This window comes from Myxococcota bacterium, assembly GCA_041389495.1.
GTDB lineage: Bacteria > Myxococcota_A > UBA9160 > UBA9160 > UBA4427 > JAWKRT01.
This window is the reverse complement of record JAWKRT010000006.1, coordinates 1-24,387: the sequence shown is the minus strand read 5'-3', so window position 1 is coordinate 24,387 and position 24,387 is coordinate 1. Positions and strand designations below refer to the sequence as shown.

Here is a 24,387-nt window from a genome sequence, read left to right as displayed (position 1 = left end):
GTCGTTTTCACTCAGGGTGATACTACGGCTTCCCCTGCGCGCGAGATTTCTCGCTGGAGTGCCATTCGACCTCGAGGAATCGGAGAGGGCCTCGACGGGCGCATTCGCTACAGGCCGCGCCGCAGTTCGAGGGGATCGCGAGGCCCGTTGGCACGCGCGTGTACGGGAAGATCTCGATCTCCTGAATGCTGCGCTTGCAGCGATCGCACGCGCCCTTCCGCGCTAGGACACACCACCGCTGAGGGGGCGACATCCGCGTTACAGCCATGAAGTCGCGGCGCGTCATGAAGTCATGCGCACTTTTTCGCGCAGCCCAGGCGAGCGTATCGCCCTTCCCGTGATTGCACGTGCTGCACGCTAACCCCCAGTTGCTTCCATCGGGCAAGTCATCACCAAGATGCTTCGGCGCCACGTGTTCGAGTGTTTCGACGACTCCCAATCCGTCGAGTGGAACACCGCACCACATACAGCGCCCCGACTGCCGAGTGCGAATCTCTGAGTACATGGTTTCCCTTGCCCTCAGGTGAGCAAGGGACATGGATCGGCTGCGTGCAGTCCTACTGTCCATTTCGCGCATCTTCTGCGCGTTTAGACACACATCTCGAAGTGTTCTGCGGGCTTGGCTACTGAGATTCAGTCCGAGTTGATCAAGGTGATCCTTGACGGCCCGATCGACACTTCCTCCCGATGTGAACGCAGTCGCTGGAAGCAGACACATGAGGATGCTTTGACGAATGCACGGCTCGATCGATGCAACCGTTTCATCAAGGGTCCGATTGATTCGGTTTCCCCACTCGACCACCGCTGTCATGAGTTCTGCGGGATTGTTTGTTGACCGCGCAAGGCCGCGTAGGAAGCCGCCGCTTGGGTCCAGGATGTCTTCGATCAGTCGCTCAAGCGCGTCTCCCGACGCCATTGCTCTGGCTACTCCTCGGATCGCTTGAACCACTCGTCATTTCTCCACCCCTTCCACGGGCTCCCCTTCTTTCCGGAGTCGATAAAACGAGTGAAGAGCTTTACCAACTCATCCCTTCCTTGAGTCGTGTCTTGACTAGCCTTATTCCAAGGGTGCGTCCAAACTTGTTCCGGTACGTAGCTGAGCATCGTAGTCACAACCTCCAGCAGCCGCTCCTTAAGGAACGCGGAGCGCTCCTCGAACCCCCACTCGTCGTCCGGCACCTTCCAATGTGATGCCATCTGCCCATCTGCTGCAGACAGCACCGCCTCCTGCAGGGCCCATAGGTTCGCACCGACAAAAAGTTTGTTGGCTTCGCTCTTCTGCCACAAGGATTCGGAATAGTGGTCACGCACAGCGGTCCAGAATGCAACGAAGAAATCGAACCAGACACGCTGATCGCGCCATTCCTTTCGAGCGTTCGAGGAGTTGTTTGAGGCGAAGAGTTGTCGCGCAATCTGCGTGAGCGACGTTCGCGTTGCGCGGTACCACGCGTTGGCGATTCGCTTAGCTGCTCCGTAGCCAAGCAATTCTCTTTCCTGCTTCGGGTCACTAACCGCCATTGCGATCATTCCGGAGAACGGGCTTGCATCGTCATAGGCAACCAGACTCATCACTGACACCTCGCGCATACCTATCCCGGCGTTCTCGAGTCGCGTCTCGACCTCTCGGTGTTCTTCCCGTGTCAGGCTAAGGGCGGCGATGGAAGTGATGAGTGACGGCTTGATTCGAACAGGCTTAAGGTTCACAACGGTGAATTGGAAGACTTGCTCTGGCCATGATGCATCGTAGAGGCCACACACCATGAAGGGGAGACCGTGTTCGCCAAGCCGCGCGGCCGCGGTTGCACGATGCTGGCCGTCGATAAGGAACGCTGGTTTGACAAAATCAACGACTGACGAGCGAAAATCGTCATTGCTCCAGTTGCTCTTGTCCTCAAGCAGCTCACGCATCTTTGCCAGCGTCTCTGTCCCCAAGTGAACGATCTCGTCAGTATCGTCGTCCTCGTCGTCTAACAGTCCCTCCGTCTCGTCGGCATCCTCAGCGTCTTCTCCAGAGCCCGGAAGCGCGGGGTTCCGATCGCGAACGAACTGAAGTGCTTCCTCGAAGACCCGGGTGGTCGAGAACGCAGCTGTATCAACTTCGATCGTAAGTCTTGCCTGCTTCACCTCGCCAACCTCAACCGCATCATCGCTAAGGCTGCATCGACCGAGTCCAGCTTCCTTCCGAAGCGCCACGATCAGAGCGGTAGGGCTGCAATTCTTGTCATCCTGGAAGAACGGAACGATCTCCTCATCCACACGCTTCTTGTCACGAAAGCGCTGAAAGCCGGTCAGCAACTCGTCCGATTTCCGAGGTATGCCGGCCCACGTTAGTAGGTCGTCAGCCGGCGCGACGAAAGCGAGCTGGAGAGGAGACTTCTCCTGCTGACGGAATAGAAGAACGTCGTACTCGAATTTCGTCACTCGGGTCTCCTTCAGGCTGAAGCGCAGTGCGCTCAACCCATCTTGGAAGCCAGGACCAAGATCGCCTACTGATTCACGCGGTCGTGCTGCGCTAGCCGCGGGGTCCGAAGGTGGCAGATTGGCGAGCACCCCGAGCGCGGTCCAATGAAGTCAGTATCCGGTTCAACCTACGCATCCTGCAAAGAACAGCGCCTTGGCGCTCGCGTGATTTGCGAGAACTTCGCAAGTACCTGAATCGTCGAGTAGCAGCGTGCGGTAGCAACGATCTGCCTCACGTCACGGACGATCGGGTGTACGCGTTAGCTGCCGCCTGTTGCTTGAGGCGCGGCGAAACTACGCAATTGAAACCTGCGCTTGAGCCGCATGGTCCACGGGAGTGAGGTGATATCACACGCGCCGCGGCCGAGCGCCTTTCGATCCAGACATGCCGCCCACTTGTAGCCAAGCCCTTCTACAGGCGCCTAAACACCTGATTTCACGCCTTGTTTCGACCCCGCTTCGAGGTTCGAATCCTGGAGGGCCCACCACGACGGTGACGCCGCGTCAGCGCGGGCGCGTCAGCCGAGACGCGCGGCGAGGCTCGCCGCCTTCGCGATCAGCTCCGGCACGATCGGGCCGAACGCCTCGACCTTGGGGTCGACGGCGTGGCCGGAGAGGAAGCGGCTGTAGCCCTGCTCGAGCACGATGCCGAGCTTGAAGCGCGCGAGCACGACGTAGTAGTCGATGCCGTCGGTCGAGCGGCCGGAGACCTTCTCGTAGTGCTCGCACATCTCGTCGCGCGTCGGCATGCCCGCCATGTCGGCGTAGCGCGCGGCCGTCATGTCGTCGCCGTCGTCGCCCCAGGCGACGAACACCCAGCCGAGGTCGAGCAGCGGGTCGCCGATGGTCGTCATCTCCCAGTCGATGATGGCGGCGAGCTCGGCGGGTGCGCCGTGCCGGTACATCACGTTCGCGAACTGGTAGTCGCCGTGCATGATGCCGGGCTCGTAGTGGCGCGGGCGGTGCGCGCGCAGCCAGGCCGCGGCCTCGTCGAGGCCCTCGAGCTCGCGGCACTTGATGCGCGCGTGGAAGGCGAGCCAGCGATCGACCTGACGTTCGTGGAAGCCGTCCGGCCGGCCGAAGCCCTCGAGGCCGCGCGCCTTCCAGTCGACCTTCGAGAGCAGCGCGGCGCCGCGGGCGAGCTCGAACGCGAGCCCGCGGCGCGCCTCGGCGTCGGTGTCGAAGGGCGGCGCCCAGCCGCCGACGTCGGTCGGGCACCAGCCGTCGACCGCCTCCATGAGGTAGAACGGCATGCCTAACAACGAGGGGTCGTCGGTGCCGGCGACGTAGCGGGCGTGCGGCACATCGGCCCCGCGCAGCGCCTTCACGAGCCGGTGCTCGCGGCGGATGCCGTCGAGGCGGTCGGCGACGGCGCTCGCGGGCGGCTTGCGCATCACCATGCGCTCGCCGCCGCGCTCGACGAGCACGAGCTCGTTCTGCGACCCTCCGCCGAGCTCGCGCAGCGTCGGCACCTCGCCCGCGCCCGGCGCGCCGTTCTCGTCCATCCAGCGCGCGAGCGCCTCGGCGTCGATCGGCTTCGTCGTTCGGCTCTGCGCTTCGGGCATGGCGTGCGCCTCCGCGTCGAAGGGTGGGAAACGGCGCGCAGTGTTGCCGGAGCGTCGCGCGGTTGGCAAGGTCTCCGTCGCCTGCCACGGAGGGGCCGCGCATGGAGCCTCCCACGTCCTCGCCGTCCCCGGGCGCCGCGCGCGCCGGCTACCGGCTCGAGGACCGCTACGTGGCCGAGCGCGGACGCGTCGTGCTCACGGGCATCCAGGCGCTCGCGCGGCTCCCGTTCGAGCAGCTGCGCGCCGACCGCCGCGCCGGCCTAACGACGGCGTCGTTCCTCTCGGGCTATCCGGGCTCGCCGCTCGGCGGCTTCGACCTCGAGCTCGGCCGCGCGCTGCGCCTCGTCTCCGACCTCCCCGTCGTGCACCGGCCCGGCCTGAACGAGGAGTACGCGGCGACGGCGGTGATGGGCTCGCAGCTCGCGGCCTCGCGCCCGGATGCGCGCTACGACGGCGTCGTCGGCTTCTGGTACGGCAAGGCGCCGGGCGTCGATCGCGCGGCCGACGCGCTGCGGCACGCGGTGTACGTCGGAACGACGCGCACGAGCGGCGCGGTCGCGTTCGTCGGCGACGACCCGGCGGCGAAGAGCTCGACGGTGCCGTCGTCGTCCGCCGGCCTGCTGGCCGACCTCCACATCCCCTTCCTCTACCCCGCCGACCCGGGCGAGGTGCTCGACCTCGGGCGCCACGCCGTCGCGCTCTCGCGCTCGACGGGTCTGTGGGCGGCGCTCAAGATCGTGGCCGACGTCGCGGATGCGACGGCCACGGTCGACCTCGATCCCGATCGCGTCGTTCCCTTCCTCGTCGGCGACCGCCGCGCGCTGCGCGTGCCGCTGCCCGAGGCGAACCTGCTGACGCCGCTCACGCTCGAGATGGAGCGCGACATCTTCGAGGTCCGCTATGCGCTCGCGACCGAGTACGCGGCGACGAACGACCTGAACACCGTCACGGTCGACGCGCCCGGCGCGTGGATCGGGCTCCTCTCGTCGGGCATCACGTACCGCGAGGTGCGCGAGGCGCTCTCGCGGCTCGGCCTGCGCAGCGATGCCGACGTCGCGCGCGCGGGCATCCGCCTGTACCGCATGAGCATGCCGATGCCGTTCGATCCGGCGGGCGTGCGCGCGTTCGCCGAAGGCCTCGAGGAGGTCTTCGTGATCGAGGAGAAGCAGCCGAACCTCGAGTCGCTCGTGAAGGACGCGCTCTACGGCACGGCCGGCGCGCCGCGCATCGTCGGCAAGCACGACGAGCAGGGCCGCGTGCTCGTGCCGGGCTACGGGAGCCTCGACGCCGACCACGTCGTGCGCGCGCTGCGCGCGCGCCTCGCGCCCCGCCTCGCCGAACGCCTCGCGCCCGAGCCGCCCGCGCGCGAGCCCGCGCTCCGCATCGCCGCGCAGCGCACGCCCTTCTACTGCTCCGGGTGCCCGCACAACCGCTCGACCGAGGTGCCGCCCGGCGCGCTCGTCGCCGCGGGCATCGGCTGCTCGACGATGGCCATCCTGATGGACCCGAAGCGCGTCGGCGCCATCTCGGGCGTCACGTGCATGGGCAACGAGGGGACGCAGTGGATCGGCATGGCACCCTTCGTCGAGGCGCCGCACCTCTTCCAGAACCTGGGCGACGGCACCTACTTCCACTCGGGGCAGCTCGCCGTCACGGCCGCCGTCGCCGCGGGCGTGAACATCACGTACAAGCTCCTCTACAACGGCGTGATCGCGATGACGGGCGGGCAGCGCTCGCCCGGCCACCTCGGCGTCTCCGAGATCGCCGCGAACCTGCTGAACCAGGGCGTCGCGCGCGTGCTCGTGACGACCGACGACCCTTCGCGCTACCGCGACGTGCTGCTGCCGCCGAAGGTCGAGGTGTGGGGGCGCGAGCGGCTGCTCGAGGCGCAGCGCTTGCTAGGCGAGACGCCGGGCGTCACCGTGCTGATCCACGACCAGGCGTGCGCCGCCGAGGCGCGGCGCCTGCGGCGGCGCGGGAAGATCCCGACCCCGCCGCGCCGCGTCGTCATCAACCACCGCGTGTGCGAGGGCTGCGGCGACTGCGGGCGCGTCAGCAACTGCCTGTCGCTCCAGCCCGTCGACACGCCGTTCGGCCGCAAGACGCAGGTCGACCCGACGACCTGCAACCTCGACTACTCGTGCCTCGAGGGCGACTGCCCGTCGTTCGCCGTCGTCGACCTGCGGCCGCGCTTCTTCGAGCGACGCTACTGGCAGGCGCGGCGCGGCCGCGCGCGCGGCATGCCGAGCCGCGCGGGTGCGCGCGCGATCGCGCCCGCCGTCGCCGACGTCGCGAGCGAGCCCCTTCCCGCGCCCGTTCCCATCGTGCGCAGCGAGGCGCTCAACGTGCGCCTGACCGGCATCGGCGGCACGGGCGTCGTCACCGTGTCGCAGGTGGTCGCGACGGCCGCGATGCTCGCGGGCTACCACGTGCGCGGCCTCGACCAGATCGGCCTCTCGCAGAAGGCCGGCCCCGTCGTGAGCGACCTCTGCCTGCGCCGCGCGGAGCCCGCCTACTCGAGCCGCGTCGGCGCGCGGCAGGCCGACGTGCTCGTCGCGCTCGACGGCCTCGTCGCCGCGTCCGACAAGGGTCTCTCCGTGATCGCGCGCGATCGCACCGTCGTCGTCGGCTCGACGTCGTGCGAGCCGACGGGCGCGATGGTCGGCGACCCGCTCGCCGCGATGCCGTCGCCGGGCGACATCGCGCGCGCGATCGCCGCCGAGGCCGGGAGCGCTCCCGCGTTCTGGGCCGACGCCGAACGCCGCACGACCGCCGCCTTCGGCGAGGCGCAGACGGCGAACGTCTTCGTCGTCGGCATGGCCGTGCAGGCGGGTGCGCTCCCGATCGCCGTCGAGTTCGTCGAGGAGGCGCTGCGGCTCAACGGCGTCGCCGTCGAGGAGAACCTCGCCGCGTTCCGGCTCGGCCGCGCCTGCGTGGCGAGCGGCGCGGCGAGCGCGGATGCGGGATCGGAGGTCGGAGCGGAGGTCGGATCGGATGCCGGAGGGAACGCGGACGCGCGCGCGCCGCACGCCACTGCGAGCGCGCCCGCGTCGACGGGCGACGCCGCGCTCGACGCGGCACTCGCCGCGCTCGCGCTCGCGCCCGCGCTCGCCTCCGACGTCGCGCGCTTCGCCGCCGACCTCGTCGCCTATCAAGGGCGCGCGCTCGCGCGCGGCTACCTCGCGACGCTGGCCGAGGTCGCCGCCGCCGAGCGCCGCATCGGTCGCGAGCCCGAGCGCCTCACGCACGCCGTCGCCCGCAACCTCCACAAGCTCGTCGCCTACAAGGACGAGTACGAGGTCGCCCGGCTCCTCACGACCGACGACGGCGCCCGCGCGGTGCGCGAACGCGCGCGCGCGCTCGGCGGCCGCGCGAAGCTCCTCCTCCACCCGCCGCTCCTGCGCGCGCTCGGCCTCCGCCACAAGCTCGCCATCCCGGGCTGGGCGACGCCCGCCCTCCGCCTGCTCGCGAAGGGCCGGCGACTGCGCGGCACGCCGCTCGACCCGTTCGGCTGGGCTCGCGTCCGCCGCGAGGAGCGCGCACTCCCCGCCGAGTACCGCGCCGCACTCGCGACCGCCCTCCGCGCCCTCGACCCCGCGCGCTACGACGACGCCGTCGCCCTCGCCGAACTCCCCGACCTCGTCCGCGGCTACGAAGACCTCAAGCTGCGAAGGATCGCCGAGCTGCGCGAGCGGCTGCCCGAAGCAGTTGCCAGAGCATCACGTTAGTCACGCGACGGCGGCGCGTCGGTCCGCACCGCCGCCACTCCGCGCGCCTACTCCGCCGGAATCCCGAAGCGCTCGCGGTACGCCTTGAAGCGGGCGTCGAGCTCGGCTTCGTCGAGGCCGAAGTCGCGGGCGCGGTAGTGGTGGGCGCCGTTCTTGCCTTGCGGGTTGTCGCGGAGCCAGGCGCGCATGCGGCCCTCGACGTCGGGTGTGAGGGCGAGGCCGAGGAAGGCGTAGACGCGGTGCATCTCGGCGAAGGGGTCGCGCTGGAGCGAGGCGTAGTGGATGTCGAGCACGGTCGCGGTGTCGCGCGGGCCGAGGGCGTCGCGGACGGACAGGGCGCGGTCGATCGAGCGGGCGGCCTGGGCGGCGACGCGGCGGCCGGTGCGGTGGGGGTCGACGGAGGACGAGAGCATGGCGCCGGCGTGCACCATCATGCTGGCGAACGAGGGGACGACCTTGCGCGGGTCGCGGTGGGTGTGCAGGACCTTGGCGTCGGGAAAGGCGGCGAGCAGGGCGTCGAGGTTCTCGAGGTGGTGCGGCGTCTTCCCGACATAACGTCCGGGCCGCTGCCAGAGCAGGAGCTGCACGAGGCGGCGGAAGTAGGCGTAGGCGTCGTGCTGCGGCGACTCGCGGAGCTTCTGCGAGTAGGTCGGGACGTCGAGCGAGGCGTCGATCGCGCCGCTCACGAACGCGACGTCGAGCAGGAACACGTCCTCCTCGGGCGCGTCGGCCTCGATCGGGTGGATCGCGAACAGCGCCGGCGACATGTATCGCATGCCGCGCTCGGCGGTGCGCGCCTGCGCCATGCGGCGAGCGCGCTCGCCGGGCTCGTCGCGCACCGGGCGGCCGAGCGGCGCGGGGTTCAGGCCTTCGGCCGAGATGAGCGGGCGCAGGCGCGGGTCGCACGCGAGCAGGCGGTGGAGCTTCGTCGTGCCGGTGCGCTGGAGGCCGGCGATGAAGACGGGCGCCTCGACGGGGAGCGCGCCGATCTCGGGGTGGAGGTCGCACAGGTTCTCGAGCCGCAGCCGGCACGCGAGCGCGCGCACGATGCTCGCGCGCACGACGGCGCGGCCGAGCAGGTGGAGGCCCGCCTCCTCCTCGAGCGAGAACAGCAGCTGGCGCATGCGCACGCGGAAGCGCTCGTCGACGAAGGAGTGGAGGCCGGTCGCGCGGCGCGCCGCGGCGACGATCGACGCCTCGTCGAGCGCGGGCCGCGCGAGCCCCGTGCGCGCGACGGCGCGCCAGGCGGCGAGCCCCGCGCGCACGGGCCACGGGAACGGCGGGATCGCGAACGGCGCCGCGCCGCGCGCCGAGCCGGCGTTCGCCGAGCCGGCGTTCGCGGCGCCGCGCGGCGCCGGGCCCGCGGCGCTGCTCACTGCCCGGCGCCCGCGATCTCGGAGAGCTTCACGACGCGCGTCCTCGGCTGCGGGTGCGCGTCGGCGCGGATCCAGCGGAAGCACATCGTGCCCTGTGCGTGGCTCGCGGTGTCGACCCAGTTCGGGACGCCCGGGTCGCGGTGCGCGACGACGATGCGCACCGAGCCGTCGGGCTCGTACACCGCCGTGTGCTTGTTCACGTGGATGCGGTGGTAGCGGTAGTCGAGCGACTCCATCCAGTGGTTGTCGAGCTGGAAGTTCCACGACTCGCAGGCGGGCGGCGTCGCCTCGATGACGAGCGCCTCCTCGGGCCCGAGCGCCCAGTAGCTGTGGTAGTAGGCGATGTTCGGGTCGCCGCCCGCGCCCATCGACACGCTGTCGTCGAAGCGCGGCAGCTCGTTCACGTGCTCGCGGAACCCGGCCGCCCAGGTCGAGAAGAGCGCCGTGCAGCCCGCGACGAGCCCGGCCGCGCGCGCGAGCCCCGCGTCCATCGCCTCCGGCGTGAGCGGCGCGGGCGTCGCATCGCCGCCGACGCGCTCGATCACGAGGTCGGCGGGCCGCTCGGTGTCGCGGTCGAGGAACGTCTGGCGGACGATCAGCTGCGCGGTGTCGGGCCTCATGCGCAGCCAGTTGCGCGTGCCGCTCGCCGGCGGCTCGCACGAGAGCACGACCTCGAAGCGGCCGTCGGCGTCGATGTCGAGGTCGGCGGCGTCGAGGTGGCCCGCCTGCTTCGAGTCGCCCGTCGACGCGACGCCCGGCGACTGCGTGCCGAAGTCGAGGTAGTGGACGGTGTTGCGCACGCCGCGGATGCGGTACTCGAACGCGCCGCTGATCGTCGCGTGCTGATAGTAGTTGTCGGGGTTGTCGGCGCCGATCTTCGCCGTCTCGTGGACGGGCCGCGTCAGCACGGGCGCCATCGGGTCCGCGTACTCGATGAAGGATTCGAGCGACGTGCGGACGAGCCGCGTCAGGTAGCGGAAGCCCTCCGCGCGATCGAGCGGCGAATCGGGCTGGTTCTCGGCGAGGATCGTCTTCCCCGCGGCCTTGATCTGGTCGCAGAACGCGTCCCACGAGGCTCCGCTCATGAGCCGCTCGCGCGGTGTGGCTTCGGACATGGCGCCTCCCTCCGTCGTGGGCGACGAAGGTAGGAGGCGCGGCGCGCAACGTCGGGCGCGAGTGTTCGACTCGCGGCCGCGCGGAGTCCAACGCCGCGCCGGCGGCGCCGCCCGAGTCGGTGGCTAGGCCGTCTCGTCCTTCTCGCGGCCGAGCGCGCTCTCGAGCATGCGCTCGGTGTCGGCGGCGGGGAGCGGACGGCCGAGCAGGTAGCCCTGCACGAAGTCGCAGCCCTCGTCGCGCAGGAAGGCGAGCTGCGTCTCCGTCTCGACGCCCTCGGCGACCGTCTCGATGCCGAGGCGCTGGCCGAGCGCGATGACGGCGCGCGTCAGCTCCTCGTCGCCCGCCACGCGCCCGATGCCCGCGACGAAGGTGCGATCGATCTTGAGCCGGTCGAACTCGAAGCGGCGCAGATGCGAGAGCGACGAGTAGCCGGTGCCGAAGTCGTCGAGCGCGAACGTGCAGCCCTGCGAGCGGAGCGCCGCGATCGTCTCGCCGACGACCGGGTTGCGCGTCAGGATGCTGCCCTCCGTCAGCTCGAACTCGATCGCGCTGCCGTCGAGCCCCGCGGCGGTGAAGATGCGGCCGAGCTCCTCGGCCGTCGCGCGGTCGACGAGCTGACGCGCGGAGAGGTTGATCGCGAAGCGCGGCAGGCGCAGGCCGCGCGCGCGCCAGCCGGCGGCGTGCGCGCACACCGTCTCGACCACGTAGCGCCCGAGCGGCACGACGAGCCCCGACTCCTCGGCGACGGGAATGAACTCCTCGGGCGCGACCGCGCCGAGCTCGGCGCTCGTCATGCGCACGAGCGCCTCGACGCTCGTGAGCGCGGCGGTGCGCGCGTGGCGGATCGGCTGGTAGTGCACCTCGAGCTCGCCGCGGCGCTCGAGCGCGCGCCGCAGCGCGCGCTCGATCTCGTGGCGCCGCTCCTCGGCCTCGCCGATCGCGGCGCTGAAGAACTCGAACTTGCCGCGCCCCGAGCGCTTCGCGTTGCCGAGCGCCTGGTCGCAGTGGCGAAGCAGCGTCTCCGGGTCGGCGCCGTCCTCGGGGAAGATCGCGACGCCGACGCTCGCGCCGAGCTGCAGGCGCTCGTCGCCCGTCGCGATCGGCCGCGCGAGCGCGGCGAGGATGCGCCGCGCGACGTGCGCCGCGCCCGCCGGCCCCGTCACCTCGGGCAGCAGCACGATGAACTCGTCGCCGCCGAGCCGCGAGACGGTCGTCTCGCTCCCCGCGTCGTCGCCCGTGTCGCGGCCGGCGACGAGCACCTGGTCGGTGAAGCGCACGCTGTCCTGGATGCGCGACGCGACCTCGCGCAGCACCTCGTCGCCGACGAGGTGGCCGTAGACGTCGTTCACCATCTTGAAGCGATCGAGGTCGATGAACAGGAGCCCCGCGCGGTGGGCCTTGTGGCGCGCCGTCGACAGCGCGTGCTCGAGCACCTCGTGGAAGTGGCGGCGGTTCGCGAGGTCGGTCAGCGAATCGGTCGACGCGAGCCGCTCGAGCAGCCGCTCGCGCTCCTTCTCGCGCGTGACGTTGATCGCGACGCCGAGCACGGCGGGAAGCTCGTCCTCGCTGCGCAGGAACGGAACGCGCGTCGTGCGGAAGACGTGCGAGCGCCCGCGGTCGTCCTCGAAGTGCTCCTCGATCGTCGACGCCGCACCCGATTCCATGACGCGTCGGTCGTGCGCGAGCATGCGCGCGACGTCCTCGGCGCCGTCGTGCAGCGCGTACTGCGACCGCCCGAGCAGGTTCTCGGGGCGCATGCCGTAGATGCGCGCGCAGCTCTCGTTGACGAGGAGGAAGTGGCCCTGGCCGTCGCGCGCGAAGACGGCGTGCGGCATGAGGTCGAGGATCTGGCGCAGCTGCTCGCGGTGGAGCCGGTGCTCGCGCTCCGCGGCGCGCTGCTCCGTCACCTCGCGCAGCACGACGACCCTTCCGCCGACGGCCGCGCGGCCCGAGAGGCGCGCGTCCTCGATCGGCACCGCGCGCGCGTCGAAGACGCGCCGCTCGGTCGCGGCCTCGCCCCCGTCGGCCGCGCGCGCCGTGCGGATCTCGATGTCGAAGCCGCCCTCGGCGGCGGACGCCGCGCCCGAGCGCACCCACGCGAGCAGCGCGTCGAAGGGCGCGAGCGCGCGCGCGGCCGGCGCCGGCAGCGGTGGCAGCGCGAGCAGCGCGCGCGCGGCGCGATTCGCCGAGAGCAGGCGCTCGTCGCGATCGAAGACGAGGATCGCGTCGGCGATGTGCTCGAGCACGTCGCGGTGCGCGAGCTTGAGCGTCGAGAAGACGTTGCCGAGGCCGTGGAACGAGACGGTGAACGCGACGCCCGTGACGACGAGGCCGAGCGGCGTGAGGTCGAGCTCGGGCCACGGGCCGACGCGCAGCTGGTAGAGGACGTTCGTCGCCCACGGCGCCGCGAACCCGAGGTGGACGAGGCACGCTTCGGGCTCGAAGCCGCGCCCCGAGTACGCGACGTAGAGCCAGAGCGCCGCGAGCAGCTGCACGTGGCAGCCGAGCGCGATCACCGCGTAGGCGGGGCCGTAGTCGAGCGCGAGGATCGGAAAGCCCGGGCCGGGCGCGAGCGCGACGCGCTCCCACACGAGCCCGTGCCAGTCGTTCGTCGCCGCGAGGCCGATGCCGCACGCGGCGAACCCGAGCAGGAACGGGAGCGAGCGCTCGAGCCAGCGCGCGCGCCCGACGGCGACGAGCACGGTCGCGAGCGCGGCGGGCGGGATCGCGAGCACGCCGACGTACTGCACCTTCGAGGCGAGGAGCTTGCCCGCGACGCCGGGCGCGAGGTGCTCGGCCGCCGCGCCGAGCACCCACACGGCCGCGCCCGCGAGCATGGCGGCGAGCGAGCGGCCGGAGGTCGCGGAGCGCCGCTGCCAGGTGAGCGCCGCGAGGCCGAGCAGGATGCCGCCACCCGCGAAGAGGAGCCCGACGAAGGTCATCAGGAGATGGGGCACGCAGATCCTCGTCGGTCGTCGATCGTCGTCGGCGCGGACTCCGCGCCTTCCAGCCTTCTCTGGCGCGGACTCCGCGCCTCATCGGCCCGCGCGCGCGCGCGGCTTACCCGCAACTCGGGGCAGCGGAGCCGTTCCGCGGGTGCCCTGGGATAGGATGCGGCGATGCCCGAACCCGCCGGCTCGCCGGGCGCGCCCGACGCCCCCGCCTCGCTCGTCCGCACCGCGCCGCGCCCGATCGGGAGCGGGCTTCGCGTCGCGCCGCTCGCCTTCGGGTGCTGGCGGCTCGTCGCGATGACGCCGGCCGAGGCGCGCGCGCGCCTCGAGGCCGCGCTCGACGCCGGCATGAACCTCGTGGACACGGCCGACGTGTACGGGCTCGACTGGGGCGGCGCGGGCTTCGGCGCGGCCGAGGAGCTGCTCGGCCGCGTGCTCGCGGACGCGCCCGGGCTGCGCGCGCGCATGGTGCTCGCGACGAAGGGCGGCATCCGCCCGCCCATTCCTTATGACGCGAGCGCGCGCGCGCTGCGCGAGGCGTGCGAGGCGTCGCTCCGGCGGCTCGGCGTCGAGCAGGTCGACCTCTACCAGGTGCACCGGCCCGACCTGTTCACGCACCCGGCCGAGGTGGCCGAGGCGCTCGCCGCGCTGCGCGACGCCGGCAAGATCGCGCTCGCCGGCGTCTCGAACCACACGCCCGCGCAGACGGAGGCGCTGCGCGCGCACCTCCCGTTCCCGCTCTCGACGTCGCAGCCCGAGCTCTCGGCCGTGCAGCTCGGGCCGCTCCGCGACGGGACGCTCGACGCGTGCATGCAGCACGGAACCGTTCCGCTCGCATGGAGCCCGCTCGCGGGCGGGCGGCTCGCGACGGGCGAGGGCGTGCGCCCCGAGCTGCTCGCCGTGCTCGACCGGCTGGCCGCGCGCGAGGGCGTCGACCGCGCGGCCATCGCGACGGCCTTCGTGCTCGCGCACCCCGCGGCGCCGGTCGCGATCGTCGGCACGACGAACGTCGAGCGCCTGCGCGCGGCGCCGCGCGCGCTCGGCGTCGCGCTCGCGCGCGAGGACGTCTACGCGATCGTGCAGGCGTCGGAAGGAGTGCCGCTGCCGTGAGCCTCGAGGTGAGCTGGTTCTCGGCGCTCTGCGACGACGACTACGAGTTCCTGGGCGTCGCCGACCCGCAGCTGCGCTCGTCGTTCGAGCACTGCCGCAACCTCGTGCTCGCGGCCGAGCGGCACGGCTACGACAACGTGCTCCTGCCCTCGGGCTATGCGCTCGGCATCGACTCGGTCGCGTTCGCGGGCGGCGTCGCGCCGCTGCTGCGGCGCCTCAAGCTCCTCGTCGCCGTGCGCTGCGGCGAGCTCTGGGTGCCGCAGCTCGCGCGCCAGCTCGCGACGCTCGACCAGATGCTCGGCGGCCGGCTCACCGTCAACATCATCTCGTCGGATCTCCCCGGGCAGGAGCTCGCGAGCGAGCCTCGTTATGCGCGCACGCTCGAGACGATGCAGGTGCTGCGCGCGCTGCTCGACGGCGAGCGCGTCGACTTCCGCGGCGAGCACCTCGCGCTCGCGCTCGACCCGCCGGCCGCGCGCACCGTCTCGGGGCGCTGCCCGCCGCTCTACTTCGGCGGGCTCTCCGAGCCCGCGCGCGAGGTCGCGGCCGCGGCCGCCGACGTCTACCTCATGTGGCCCGACACGATCGACGGCGTCGCCGCGACGCTCGCCGACATGCGCGCGCGCGCCGCGCGCCACGGCCGCGCGCTGCGCTTCGGCTACCGCGTGCACGTCGTCGTGCGCGAGACGGAGGGCGAGGCGCGCGCGGCCGCGGCGCGCCTCGTGTCGCGCCTCGACGACGCGACGGGCGACGCCATCCGCCGCCGCTCGCTCGACTCGCAGAGCGCGGGCGTGCGCCGGCAGGCCGAGCTGCGCGAGGCGGCGGAGGGCGACGGCTTCGTCGAGCCGCACCTGTGGACGGGCATCGGCCGCGCGCGCTCGGGCTGCGGCGCCGCCATCGTCGGCGACCCCGGCCAGGTGCTCGCCAAGCTGCGCGCCTACCAGGAGATGGGGATCGAGGCCTTCATCCTCTCGGGCTACCCGCACATGGCCGAGTGCGACCTCTTCGCGCGCTACGTGCTGCCGGAGCTGCGGAAGGGGTAGGCGCGCCGCCGCTCCGGCCGGGCCCGTTCCGTGTGATTGACTGACCCAGACGGTCAGTCTAGGGTCGGCGCGTGGCCCGCCCCGTCCCGCCCGAGCGCTTCGACGCCATCCTGCGCGCGGCGACCGCCGTGTTCCTGCGCAGCGGCTATCGCCGCACGCAGATGGCCGACGTCGCGGCCGAGCTCGGCGTCGCCAAGGGCACGCTCTACCTCTACGTCGAGAGCAAGGAGGCGCTGCTCGAGCAGGTGCTCCTGCACGCCGACCGCGCCGAGCCCGTCGCCCTCCCGCGCGCGCTGCCCGTTCCGACTCCGAGGCCCGGCGCCATCCTGCGCAAGGTGCGCGCGCGCATCCGCAAGGAGGCGTCGCTGCCGCTGCTCGCCGCCGCGTCGCGACGGCGCCGCGCGGCCGACGCGCCGGCCGAGCTGCGCGGCATCGTCGCCGAGCTGCTGCGCCTGCTCGCGTCGCACCGCGACGCCATCAAGCTCCTCGACCGCTGCGCGCCCGACTATCCCGAGCTCGCCGCCGTGTGGCTCGACGAAGGGCGCACCGGCGTGCTCGCGCTGCTCGAGGCGTGGCTGCGCAAGCGCATCGCCGCCGGCCAGCTCGCGCCCGTCGCCGACGTGCGCGCGACGGCGCGCATCGTCGTCGAGCTGGCCGCGTTCTGGGCCGTGCACCGCCACTGGGACCCGACTCCCCAGACCCCCGGCTGGAGCGACGCCGCCGTCGAGGCGGCGCTCGTCGAGTTCGTCGAACGCGCCCTGCGAGGAGACCTGCCATGAGTCGCATCGCCGGATTCGCTCTCGTCGTCGCGAGCACGCTCGCCATCGTCACACCCGGCGCGCGCGCGCGCGCCGAGGGCGCCGCCGCCGGCGCGCCGTCGCTCGCGACCGAGTGGCGCTACACCGAAGGCGCGCCCGGCGGCGGGCGCTACTCGCCGCTCGCCGACATCGCGCGCGACGACGCCGGGAAGCTCGAGCTCGTCTGGAGCTACCGCCACGGCGACTACTTCGAGGGCAGCTGGCCGCTCGCCGAGAACCGCGGAAGCGCGTTCGAGGCGACGCCGCTCGTCGTCGGCGGGCGGCTCTACGTCACGACGCCGACGAACCGCGTCGTCGCGCTCGACGCCGCGACCGGCCGCGAGCTCTGGACGTTCGACCCCGAGCTCGAGCGCGGCCGCGCCTACGCCAACAAGTGGATCAACCGCGGTGTGGCGTACTGGAGCGAGGCCGCCGAGGCGAGCACCGGCGGCACGGCCGCACCCAGCTCCGGCGGCGCGGCTGCGCCGTGCCGCGAGCGCCTCTTCCTCGCGACGCTCGACGCGCGGCTCATCGCGCTCGACGCCGCGTCCGGTGAGCGCTGCCAAGGCTTCGGGACGCTAGGCGAGGTCGACCTCACGGTCGGCATCGCGCCGCTCCACGACCCCTGGGAGTACAACGTCACGTCGCCCGGCACCGTCGTCGGCGACGTCGTCGTCGTCGGCTCGGCGATCGCCGACACGCTGCGGCCCGACGAGCCGCCCGGCGACGTGCGCGCGTTCGACGTGCGCACCGGCGCGCTCCGCTGGACGTTCCACACCATTCCGCACGAGGGCGAGCCCGGCCACGAGACGTGGAAGTCCGGGACCGCGCTCACCGGCGCCGCGAACGTGTGGTCGACGATGGTGGCCGACCTCGAGCGCAACCTCGTCTTCCTGCCCGTGACGAGCGCGAGCCCCGACTTCTGGGGCGGCGACCGCCCCGGCGACAACCTCTACAGCGACTCCGTCGTCGCGCTCGATGCCGCCACCGGCGCCGTGCGCTGGCACTTCCAGACCGTGCACCACGACCTCTGGGACTACGACCTCGCCGCCCCGCCCGTGCTCGCCCGACTAACGTCCGGGCCCGCCACGCGCGACGGCGCCCCTCGCGACGTCGTCATCCAGGCCACCAAGCACGGCTTCGTCTTCGTGCTCGACCGCGACACCGGCCTCCCCGTCTTTCCCGTCGAGGAGCGCCCCGTTCCCGCGAGCGACATGCCGGGCGAGCACGCCTCGCCCACGCAGCCCTTCCCGACCGCGCCGCCGCCGCTCGTGCCCCAGCGCGTCGACCCGAGCGACCTCTACGCGCCCACGCCCGCGCACCTCGAGGCCTGCCGCGCCAAGCTCGCCCCCCTGCGCAACGAAGGCCTCTTCACACCCCCGAGCCCGCGCGGCTCCATCACCTATCCCTATACCGCCGGCGGCGCCAACTGGTCGGGCGCCGCCTTCGACCCCGTGCGCCAGCTCCTCGTCGTGCCCGCGAACAACGTCGCGCACGTCATCCACCTCGAAGAGGTCGGCGAGCGCGCCACCGGCGGCGGCGCGAACGTCTGGCCCCTGCGCGGCGTGACCCTCCGCAACCTCCGCTGGCTCCTCACCGGCAAGGGCACCGGCCAGCGCTTCCGCCTCCACCCCATGAGCGGCCGCACCCTCTTCGCCATCGACGGCACGCCCTGCACCCCACCGCCGTGGGGCATGCTAGTCGGCGTCGACCTGACCACGGGCGATGTCGCCTGGCGCGCATCCTCGAGCACGCGCGACGGCGACCCCGGCTCGGCCGTGTTCGGCCCGGCCCTCGCCACCGCCTCCGGGCTCGTCTTCCACGGCGGTACGCGCGAGGCAGTGCTGCGAGTGCACGACGCAGAGACCGGCGAGCGCCTCGCCACCTACGACCTCCCCGCCGGCCTCCACGCCGGCCCCATCACCTACCGCACGGCAGCCGGCCGTCAGCTCCTGGTCGTCGCACCCGGCGGCCACGTCGGGCTGGGGTCGAAGCTCGGGGACTGGGTGATGGCGTTCGGGGTGGGGGAGGAGTAGGAGAGGGGGGCGGCCGAGCGAACGCGGCCGCACGCGCGCGGAGGCCCCGCGATGAGCCGCATCTGGCAGCGAGCCGCGCGCGTCTGCGCGCGCACCCTCTCGAGCGCGATCGCCGCCACCGCGCTCCTGCCTTCACCGCCCGCCCGCGCCGGCGAGTTCGACGCCTGCACGGCGACGCACGTCGTCGACGGCGACACCCTCTACGTCGACTGCGCCGGGCGCGAGCACAACGTGCGCCTCCTCCGCGTCGACACGCCCGAGCGCAACGAGCCCGGCTACGAAGCCGCGCGCGACGCGCTCTCGCGCGCCGTCGAGCACCGACGGCTGCGCCTCGAGTTCGAAGAGCCCGGCACGCCGAGCTACGGCACCTACGGGCGCCTCCTCGCCTACGTATTTGCGCAGCTCGACGCGCGCGACGCCGACGAGCTCTTCGTCAACGCCGAGCTCGTGCGCGGCGGCTACTCGCGCTTCTGGACGAAGTACGGCCGCGGACGCTATGCGAGCGTGCTCGAGGCTGCGGAAGCCGAGGCCCCCGAGCCCGACCCACGAGCGACCGAGCGCCGCAGCTTCCACGGCGGCACCTCGGCTCCCGACCCCCGGCCCGACGCCGAGCAACCGCGCGCCGAACGCACGCCGCGAGAGCGCGCGCCGAGCTGCTGCCGCGTCTGCCGCACCGGCCAACCCTGCGGCGACTCCTGCATCTCGTGGAGCAAGACGTGCCGACGGGGCCGCGGCTGCGCATGCGCGGCCGGCGAGTGAGGGAGGGTGTGAGGCGAGCGGCGTGTGGCGGGGCAAGTCGCGCGGCTGCGAGGCGCTCGCAGCGGCTGCGTTCGATGACGAGGCGGCACTGCATGCGCTCGTGGAGGATGCGCCGCAGCTCCTGCCGCTCGCCGGCGCGGATGGGCTCGCGATCCTCGGACGCGAGGTCGCCGTCGGCTCGGGCTACGTGGACCTGCGGGGCGTCGAGTCTTCGGGCCGGCTCGTAGTCATCGAGATCAAGGTCGCACACAACGCCGAGGCGCGGCGCAAGGTCGTCTCGCAGGTGCTCGACTACGCCGCGAGCCTTCGCGGCACCAGCCTCGATTCGCTCGAGCGCACGCTCGCGCCCTCGCTGCGCGCGCAAGGCTTCACTGCGATCGAGGATGTCGTGCGCGCACAAAGCCAGTCCGGGGCCTTCGACGTTGCGACACTTCGTGAAGGGCTGGCTGCGAGCGTCACCTCCGGGCGATTCCGGCTCGCGCTCGTGCTCGACACCGTGCCTCTCCAGCTCGCGGGCCTCCCGGCTACCTCGCCACCGTCGCCGGGGGCCTCGACATCGACCTCGTCGAGATGCGCCAGTGCGAGCTCGCGGGCGAGCGGTTGCTCGTTCCCCGCCGCGTGGACTTCGACGGGTCGAGTTCGCCCGCTCGTCTCGGGACGCGCGCGCCGAAGGGCGAGCTGAGCGACGGAGCCGACGTCTTCGAAGTCTCGAGGGCGTACTCGCCCAAGGCCGAGCGCCCCGCACTCCGACAGCTCGTCGCCTTCGCACGAAGCCTCGAGGCCGAGGGCCTGGTCTATCTCCACAGCCACGCGGGCATCGCGAGTTGCTGGACGCTCCTGCCGCACTTCGGCGACACCGACGCCAGCCTCGTCACTATCTGGAGCGACCGATGCGCCTCCCTCACCGGCTGGTGCTCCGTCTTCGACAGAATGGCCCCCGCCTTGACTCCGCGTGCTTGATGCCATGAGTCCGGGACTCTCGATCGGCCGGGGCGAGACGATCGCCACATGGGACGAGGAGATGCTCGCGATCATGAGGGAGGCGTACCGGGAGGGGGCGGGGCAGTGACTACCCGGATCGAGCAGGTGCGAGCGGCAATTGCCGCCGAGGCCGAACCCGGCGTGCGGGCCGCGCTCGTTGGCTAGGGTGTCGCGTGACAGTGCCGTGCGTGAGCCTAGCGTTGATGACTTTCGGTCCCACGCAATCGGCCATGATGCGACCCATCATGCGTCGCGATCCGTATAGAATGCGCTCCGTCCGTAGATGAAAGGACGGCTCGGCATCGTGAGTCTCTACGTTGCCACGGACTCCGATTCGGTGGTGAGCCTACGCTCGCTCATCGACCGAGATGCGAGTATCTGATGGATGTATTCTCGCTCCGCGATCGGATCGTCGGCGAATTCGGGCAGTATGTTCGAAGCTTCATCGAGATCGCGGACGACCGAATCCGGTCCGTCGTCGACGGGGCGTTGGACGCGGGTCTCCTCTGGCCCGACCCGCTGATCCAGATCAACCCTGCGTTCGCGCCGGGTGGCACGGTCGAAGAGCTCGTGGATGAGGGCGTACTTCACGAGGAGTGCAGCCGCGTCTTTCGGATCGGCAAGGAGCAGGCTGGCGATGTCGGCAGAGAGTTGCGGCTCCATCGGCATCAGGCCGACGCGATCCGCATCGCGCGCAAGGGGGCGAACTACGTCCTCACGACCGGTACCGGCTCGGGCAAGAGCCTCTCCTACATCATTCCCGTCGTTGACCACGTCCTCCGCAACGGTTCCGGCAAGGGGATTCAAGCGATCGTCGTGTATCCGATGAATGCGCTCGCGAACAGCCAGGAGGGCGAGCTGCGGAAGTTCCTTTCGCACGGCTATCCGGATGGGCGCGGCCCGGTCACGTTCCGTCGTTACACGGGCCAGGAGAGCGATCAGGAAAAGGAAGCGATTCGCCAGTCGCCTCCCGACATCCTGCTGACCAACTACGTGATGCTCGAGCTCCTCCTGACCCGCCCCGACGAAATTTCACTCGTTCGCGGCGCGCGCGGGCTGCGGTTCCTCGTGCTCGACGAGCTGCATACGTACCGAGGGCGGCAGGGTGCGGACGTGGCAATGCTGGTGCGCCGTGCGCGCGAGGCGTTCGAGGCACCTGGTCTTCAGTGTGTAGGAACCTCGGCGACTCTGGCGAGTGAGGGCACGGTCGACGAACAGAGGGCGGAGATCGCAAGAGTCGCGACTCGCTTGTTCGGCGCGGATGTCGCCCCCGAGCACGTGATCGGAGAAACGCTTCAGCGCATCACGCCCGATAGAGCGCTCGAGGATTCGACCTTCCAGGCCGAGCTTCGCGCACGAGTCGTGGATGGCGAGCGCAAGCCGCCGAAGGCATTCGATGAGTTCATTTCTGATCCGTTGTCCATCTTCATCGAAAGCACCTGCGGTCTCCGGGTGGACGAGGAGTCGAGTCGTCTCGTTCGCGTAGCGCCGAGCTCGATCTCAGGGTCCGGTGGTGCGGGCAATCGTCTCGGCCGACTCACCGGAGTCGATGAACCCCGCTGCGTGCAAGCCATCACCGATCAGCTGCTCGCGAGCTACGGCTCCGATCCCAATCCGCGAACCGGATTCCCCGTATTCGCGTTCCGCCTCCATCAGTTCATCGGGCGCGGCGACACCGTCTACGCGTCGATCGACTCGGAGGCGGAGCGGCACCTCACCGTTCATGGCCAGCGCTTCGTACCGGGTCACCGGGACAGGGCTCTCTTCCCACTCGTGTTCTGTCGCGAGTGCGGGCAGGAGTACTACTGCGTCCGCGATGTGCTCGATTCCAGTACCGATCGGCGCTGCTACGCGCCTCGTGAGCTCTCGGATCGCGGCGGCGAGGAAGACACCGAGGCCGGGTTTCTCTACGTCAATACGAAGAAGCCTTGGTCGGACGACACGGAGGATCTGCTCGAGCTCGTCCCTGAAGATTGGATCGAAGAATCGCGGAAGGGCCTCCGCATCAAACGTGCGCACCGAGATAAGATTCCGCGGCCAATACGAGTTGACGGCGCTGGTGCGCTCTCGACGTCGGGCTTTCCGTGCCACTTCATCCGCGCGCCATTCCCCTTCTGCCTCGCGTGTGGTGTGACCTACAGCGGCCGCCAGCGTTCCGACTTCGGGAAGCTCACGTCGTTAGGTACAGAAGGCAGGAGCACTGCGACGACGATCCTGACGCTCGCGGGAATCCGTGAGCTGCGTGCGGACGAGTTCCTGTCTCCGCAGGCGAAGAAGATCCTCAGCTTCACCGACAACCGGCAGGACGCTTCGCTGCAAGCCGGGCACTTCAACGATTTCGTTGAGGTAGGCCTCCTGAGATCAGCGCTCTATCGGGCCGCCGAGGCGGCCGGGATGCAAGGGCTCCGCCACGATGAGCTCGAGCAGGAGGTATTCAAGGCGCTCAATCTCGACCTCGCACTCTACGCGAGTGACCCGGAGGTCAGGTTCGCGGCGTTGGCGGACACCAACCGGGCGCTTCGATCAGTGCTCGGCTACCGGCTCTACCGCGACTTGCAGCGGGGCTGGAGAATCACATCACCAAATCTCGAGCAGTGCGGGATGCTCGAGATCGAGTACGAGTCTCTCCGAGACCTTTGCGCAGCTGAGCGGTACTGGCAGGCGCGACACCCCGCTCTCGCCGAAGCGTCGCCCGACGACCGTTTCAAAGTCGCGAAGGTTCTACTCGATCTCATGCGGCGCGAACTCGCGATCAAGGTGGATGCGCTCCAGTCGGATGCGCAGGAGAAGATCGTCGCGCGCAGTCGTCAGCGGCTGATCAGTCCGTGGGCAATCGACGAAGCGGAGGAAAATGCCCTCGAGCATTCGAAGATTCTGCTTCCGCGGTCACGATCCAAGAGCGACTCCCGAGAGCACTTCTTCCTATCCCCGCGAAGTGGCTTTGGGCAGTACCTGGCGCGCGGAAGCACGTTTCCAGACTACGGCGAGTACCTCGATCTCGAGAACCGCGGCCGGATTGCGTGCGATCTGCTCGCAGCGTTGAAAGTCGCCGGCATCGTGGAAGCGGTCGAGGAGCCGCGCGACGCAGACGATGTGCCCGGCTACCAGATCGTTGCGTCATCAATGGTGTGGAAGGCGGGTGACGGGTCCCGCCCGTTTCGCGACGCGATTCGCGTTCCGCGGCCCTCGCAGACGGGTGGCCACTCGAACTCGTTCTTCGTCGAGTTCTATCGGGGCATTGCGGACGACGGGAAGGGTCTAACAGCGCGCGAGCACACCGCGCAGGTACCGGCGGCGGAACGCGAGGAACGTGAGCACGCGTTCCGATCGGCGCGCCTTCCGATCCTCTATTGCTCGCCGACGATGGAGCTCGGCGTAGACATCGCCGAGCTCAACGCTGTGAATCTGCGCAATATGCCACCTACGCCGGCGAACTACGCACAGCGATCCGGTCGCGCGGGGCGAAGCGGCCAGCCGGCGATCGTGTTCTCGTACTGCACCAACTACAGCCCTCACGACCAGTACTTCTTCCGGCGTCCGCACGAGATGGTCTCGGGTGCCGTGACCCCGCCGCGCATCGATCTCGCCAACGAAGACTTGATCCGAGCCCACGTTCACGCGGTCTGGCTCGCCGAGACGCGAGTTCCGCTCGAGAAGTCCGTTGCGCAGCTGCTCGATCTCTCGGGCGAGGAACCCAGCCTCGAGCTACTCGGCGAGAAGCGCGATGGGCTCGGAAAGCTCGATGCGCTCGATCGCGCGCGCGACCGCGCGTCGCGAATCCTCACCGCGCTCTCGCTGGATCTCGCCGATGCGCGTTGGTACGACGACGAGTGGCTAGACCGCACATTGAACGGTGCGCTCCTCAACTTCGATGCGGCGTGCGAGCGCTGGCGCGATCTCTACCGCGCTGCTTCTCGCCAGCAAGCGGTGCAGCACAGCGTCATGACCGACGCTTCGCGAAGCTCGGACGAACGCGCCAAGGCAAAGCGACTCCGCGCCGAAGCCGAGTCGCAGCTCGAGCTACTCCGCGACCCGGAGAACGTTGTCCAGTCCGACTTCTACTCGTACCGGTACTTCGCGAGCGAGGGTTTCCTACCCGGTTACAACTTCCCGCGCCTTCCGCTCTCGGCCTTCATTCCGGCGCGCCGAGGCAAGAAGCGGAACGACGAGTTCGTCTCGCGCCCTCGCTTCCTTGCGATCTCGGAGTTTGGTCCGCGAGCGGTCGTGTATCACGAAGGCGCTCGCTACCTCGTGAATCGCGTGATCCTCACGTCCGAACGCCAGGGCGACACGGACGACGTAGTCACCTCTCGCGCGAAGATGTGCGAAGCATGCGGCTACCTGCACGATGGCTTCGCGCCCAATACGGACGGCCCCGACATGTGCGAGCGATGCGGTGCCGCGCTCGGGCCTCCGACTTCGCGTCTCTTCCGGCTCCAGAACGTCTCGACCAAGCGCCGGGACC

Annotated in this window: 13 protein-coding genes; 8 read left to right on the top strand and 5 right to left on the bottom strand. The window is 70.6% G+C overall.

Annotation, left to right across the window (positions count from 1 at the left end):
* Window positions 1-924 precede the first annotated feature (924 nt).
* A complete protein-coding gene (locus tag R3E88_21205) occupies window positions 925-2,421 on the bottom strand; it encodes a hypothetical protein (GenBank protein ID MEZ4218997.1) in 1,497 nt (498 codons plus the stop codon).
* Between the two features lie 557 nt (window positions 2,422-2,978).
* Window positions 2,979-4,025, bottom strand: coding sequence for a phosphotransferase family protein (locus tag R3E88_21200; protein MEZ4218996.1), 1,047 nt, complete (start codon window positions 4,023-4,025; stop codon window positions 2,979-2,981).
* Window positions 4,026-4,126: 101 nt separating this feature from the next.
* Here R3E88_21200 and R3E88_21195 point away from each other — a divergent pair, with 101 nt between their 5' ends.
* Window positions 4,127-7,753, top strand: coding sequence for an indolepyruvate ferredoxin oxidoreductase family protein (locus R3E88_21195; GenBank protein ID MEZ4218995.1), 3,627 nt, complete (start codon window positions 4,127-4,129; stop codon window positions 7,751-7,753).
* Window positions 7,754-7,800: 47 nt separating this feature from the next.
* Here R3E88_21195 and R3E88_21190 read toward each other — a convergent pair whose 3' ends face one another.
* From R3E88_21190 to R3E88_21180, 3 genes are all read right to left on the bottom strand, one after another.
* Entirely contained in the window at window positions 7,801-9,129 is a 1,329-nt protein-coding gene (locus R3E88_21190) for a sulfotransferase (GenBank protein MEZ4218994.1), read from the bottom strand.
* On the bottom strand, window positions 9,126-10,244 hold the full coding sequence (locus R3E88_21185) for a DUF1214 domain-containing protein (GenBank protein ID MEZ4218993.1): 1,119 nt from the start codon (window positions 10,242-10,244) through the stop codon (window positions 9,126-9,128). The genes R3E88_21190 and R3E88_21185 overlap by 4 nt, the downstream gene beginning before the upstream one ends.
* Window positions 10,245-10,367: 123 nt before the next feature.
* Window positions 10,368-13,202, bottom strand: a complete 2,835-nt coding sequence (locus R3E88_21180) for an EAL domain-containing protein (GenBank protein ID MEZ4218992.1) — start codon at window positions 13,200-13,202, stop codon at window positions 10,368-10,370.
* Between the two features lie 162 nt (window positions 13,203-13,364).
* Between R3E88_21180 and R3E88_21175 the strand changes: the two genes are divergently transcribed.
* The 7 genes from R3E88_21175 to R3E88_21145 all read left to right on the top strand — a co-directional run.
* On the top strand, window positions 13,365-14,306 hold the full coding sequence (locus R3E88_21175) for an aldo/keto reductase (GenBank protein MEZ4218991.1): 942 nt from the start codon (window positions 13,365-13,367) through the stop codon (window positions 14,304-14,306).
* The gene (locus R3E88_21170) at window positions 14,303-15,349 is read left to right on the top strand and encodes an LLM class flavin-dependent oxidoreductase (protein ID MEZ4218990.1); all 1,047 of its coding nucleotides are present in this window, start codon (window positions 14,303-14,305) and stop codon (window positions 15,347-15,349) included. The genes R3E88_21175 and R3E88_21170 overlap by 4 nt, the downstream gene beginning before the upstream one ends.
* A gap of 71 nt (window positions 15,350-15,420) precedes the next feature.
* Window positions 15,421-16,128, top strand: a complete 708-nt coding sequence (locus tag R3E88_21165; GenBank protein ID MEZ4218989.1) for a helix-turn-helix domain-containing protein — start codon at window positions 15,421-15,423, stop codon at window positions 16,126-16,128.
* Window positions 16,125-18,182 (top strand): pyrroloquinoline quinone-dependent dehydrogenase, encoded by a 2,058-nt coding sequence (locus R3E88_21160; protein MEZ4218988.1) that lies wholly within the window; start codon window positions 16,125-16,127, stop codon window positions 18,180-18,182. Before R3E88_21165 ends, R3E88_21160 begins: the two co-directional genes overlap by 4 nt.
* A 51-nt stretch (window positions 18,183-18,233) precedes the next feature.
* Complete coding sequence (locus tag R3E88_21155; protein MEZ4218987.1) at window positions 18,234-18,941, top strand: thermonuclease family protein; 708 nt, start codon at window positions 18,234-18,236, stop codon at window positions 18,939-18,941.
* Window positions 18,942-18,963: 22 nt separating this feature from the next.
* Window positions 18,964-19,623 (top strand): endonuclease NucS, encoded by a 660-nt coding sequence (locus R3E88_21150; protein ID MEZ4218986.1) that lies wholly within the window; start codon window positions 18,964-18,966, stop codon window positions 19,621-19,623.
* A gap of 680 nt (window positions 19,624-20,303) precedes the next feature.
* On the top strand, window positions 20,304-24,387 hold a 4,084-nt coding region (locus tag R3E88_21145), incomplete at its 3' end, for a DEAD/DEAH box helicase (protein MEZ4218985.1).

Coding starts and splice junctions, on each gene's coding strand:
- R3E88_21200 (MEZ4218996.1), bottom strand. CDS start 4,025: ATGCCCGAAGCGCAGAGCCGAACGACGAAGCCGATCGACGCCGAGGCG.
- R3E88_21195 (MEZ4218995.1), top strand. CDS start 4,127: ATGGAGCCTCCCACGTCCTCGCCGTCCCCGGGCGCCGCGCGCGCCGGC.
- R3E88_21185 (MEZ4218993.1), bottom strand. CDS start 10,244: ATGTCCGAAGCCACACCGCGCGAGCGGCTCATGAGCGGAGCCTCGTGG.
- R3E88_21175 (MEZ4218991.1), top strand. CDS start 13,365: ATGCCCGAACCCGCCGGCTCGCCGGGCGCGCCCGACGCCCCCGCCTCG.
- R3E88_21160 (MEZ4218988.1), top strand. CDS start 16,125: ATGAGTCGCATCGCCGGATTCGCTCTCGTCGTCGCGAGCACGCTCGCC.
- R3E88_21155 (MEZ4218987.1), top strand. CDS start 18,234: ATGAGCCGCATCTGGCAGCGAGCCGCGCGCGTCTGCGCGCGCACCCTC.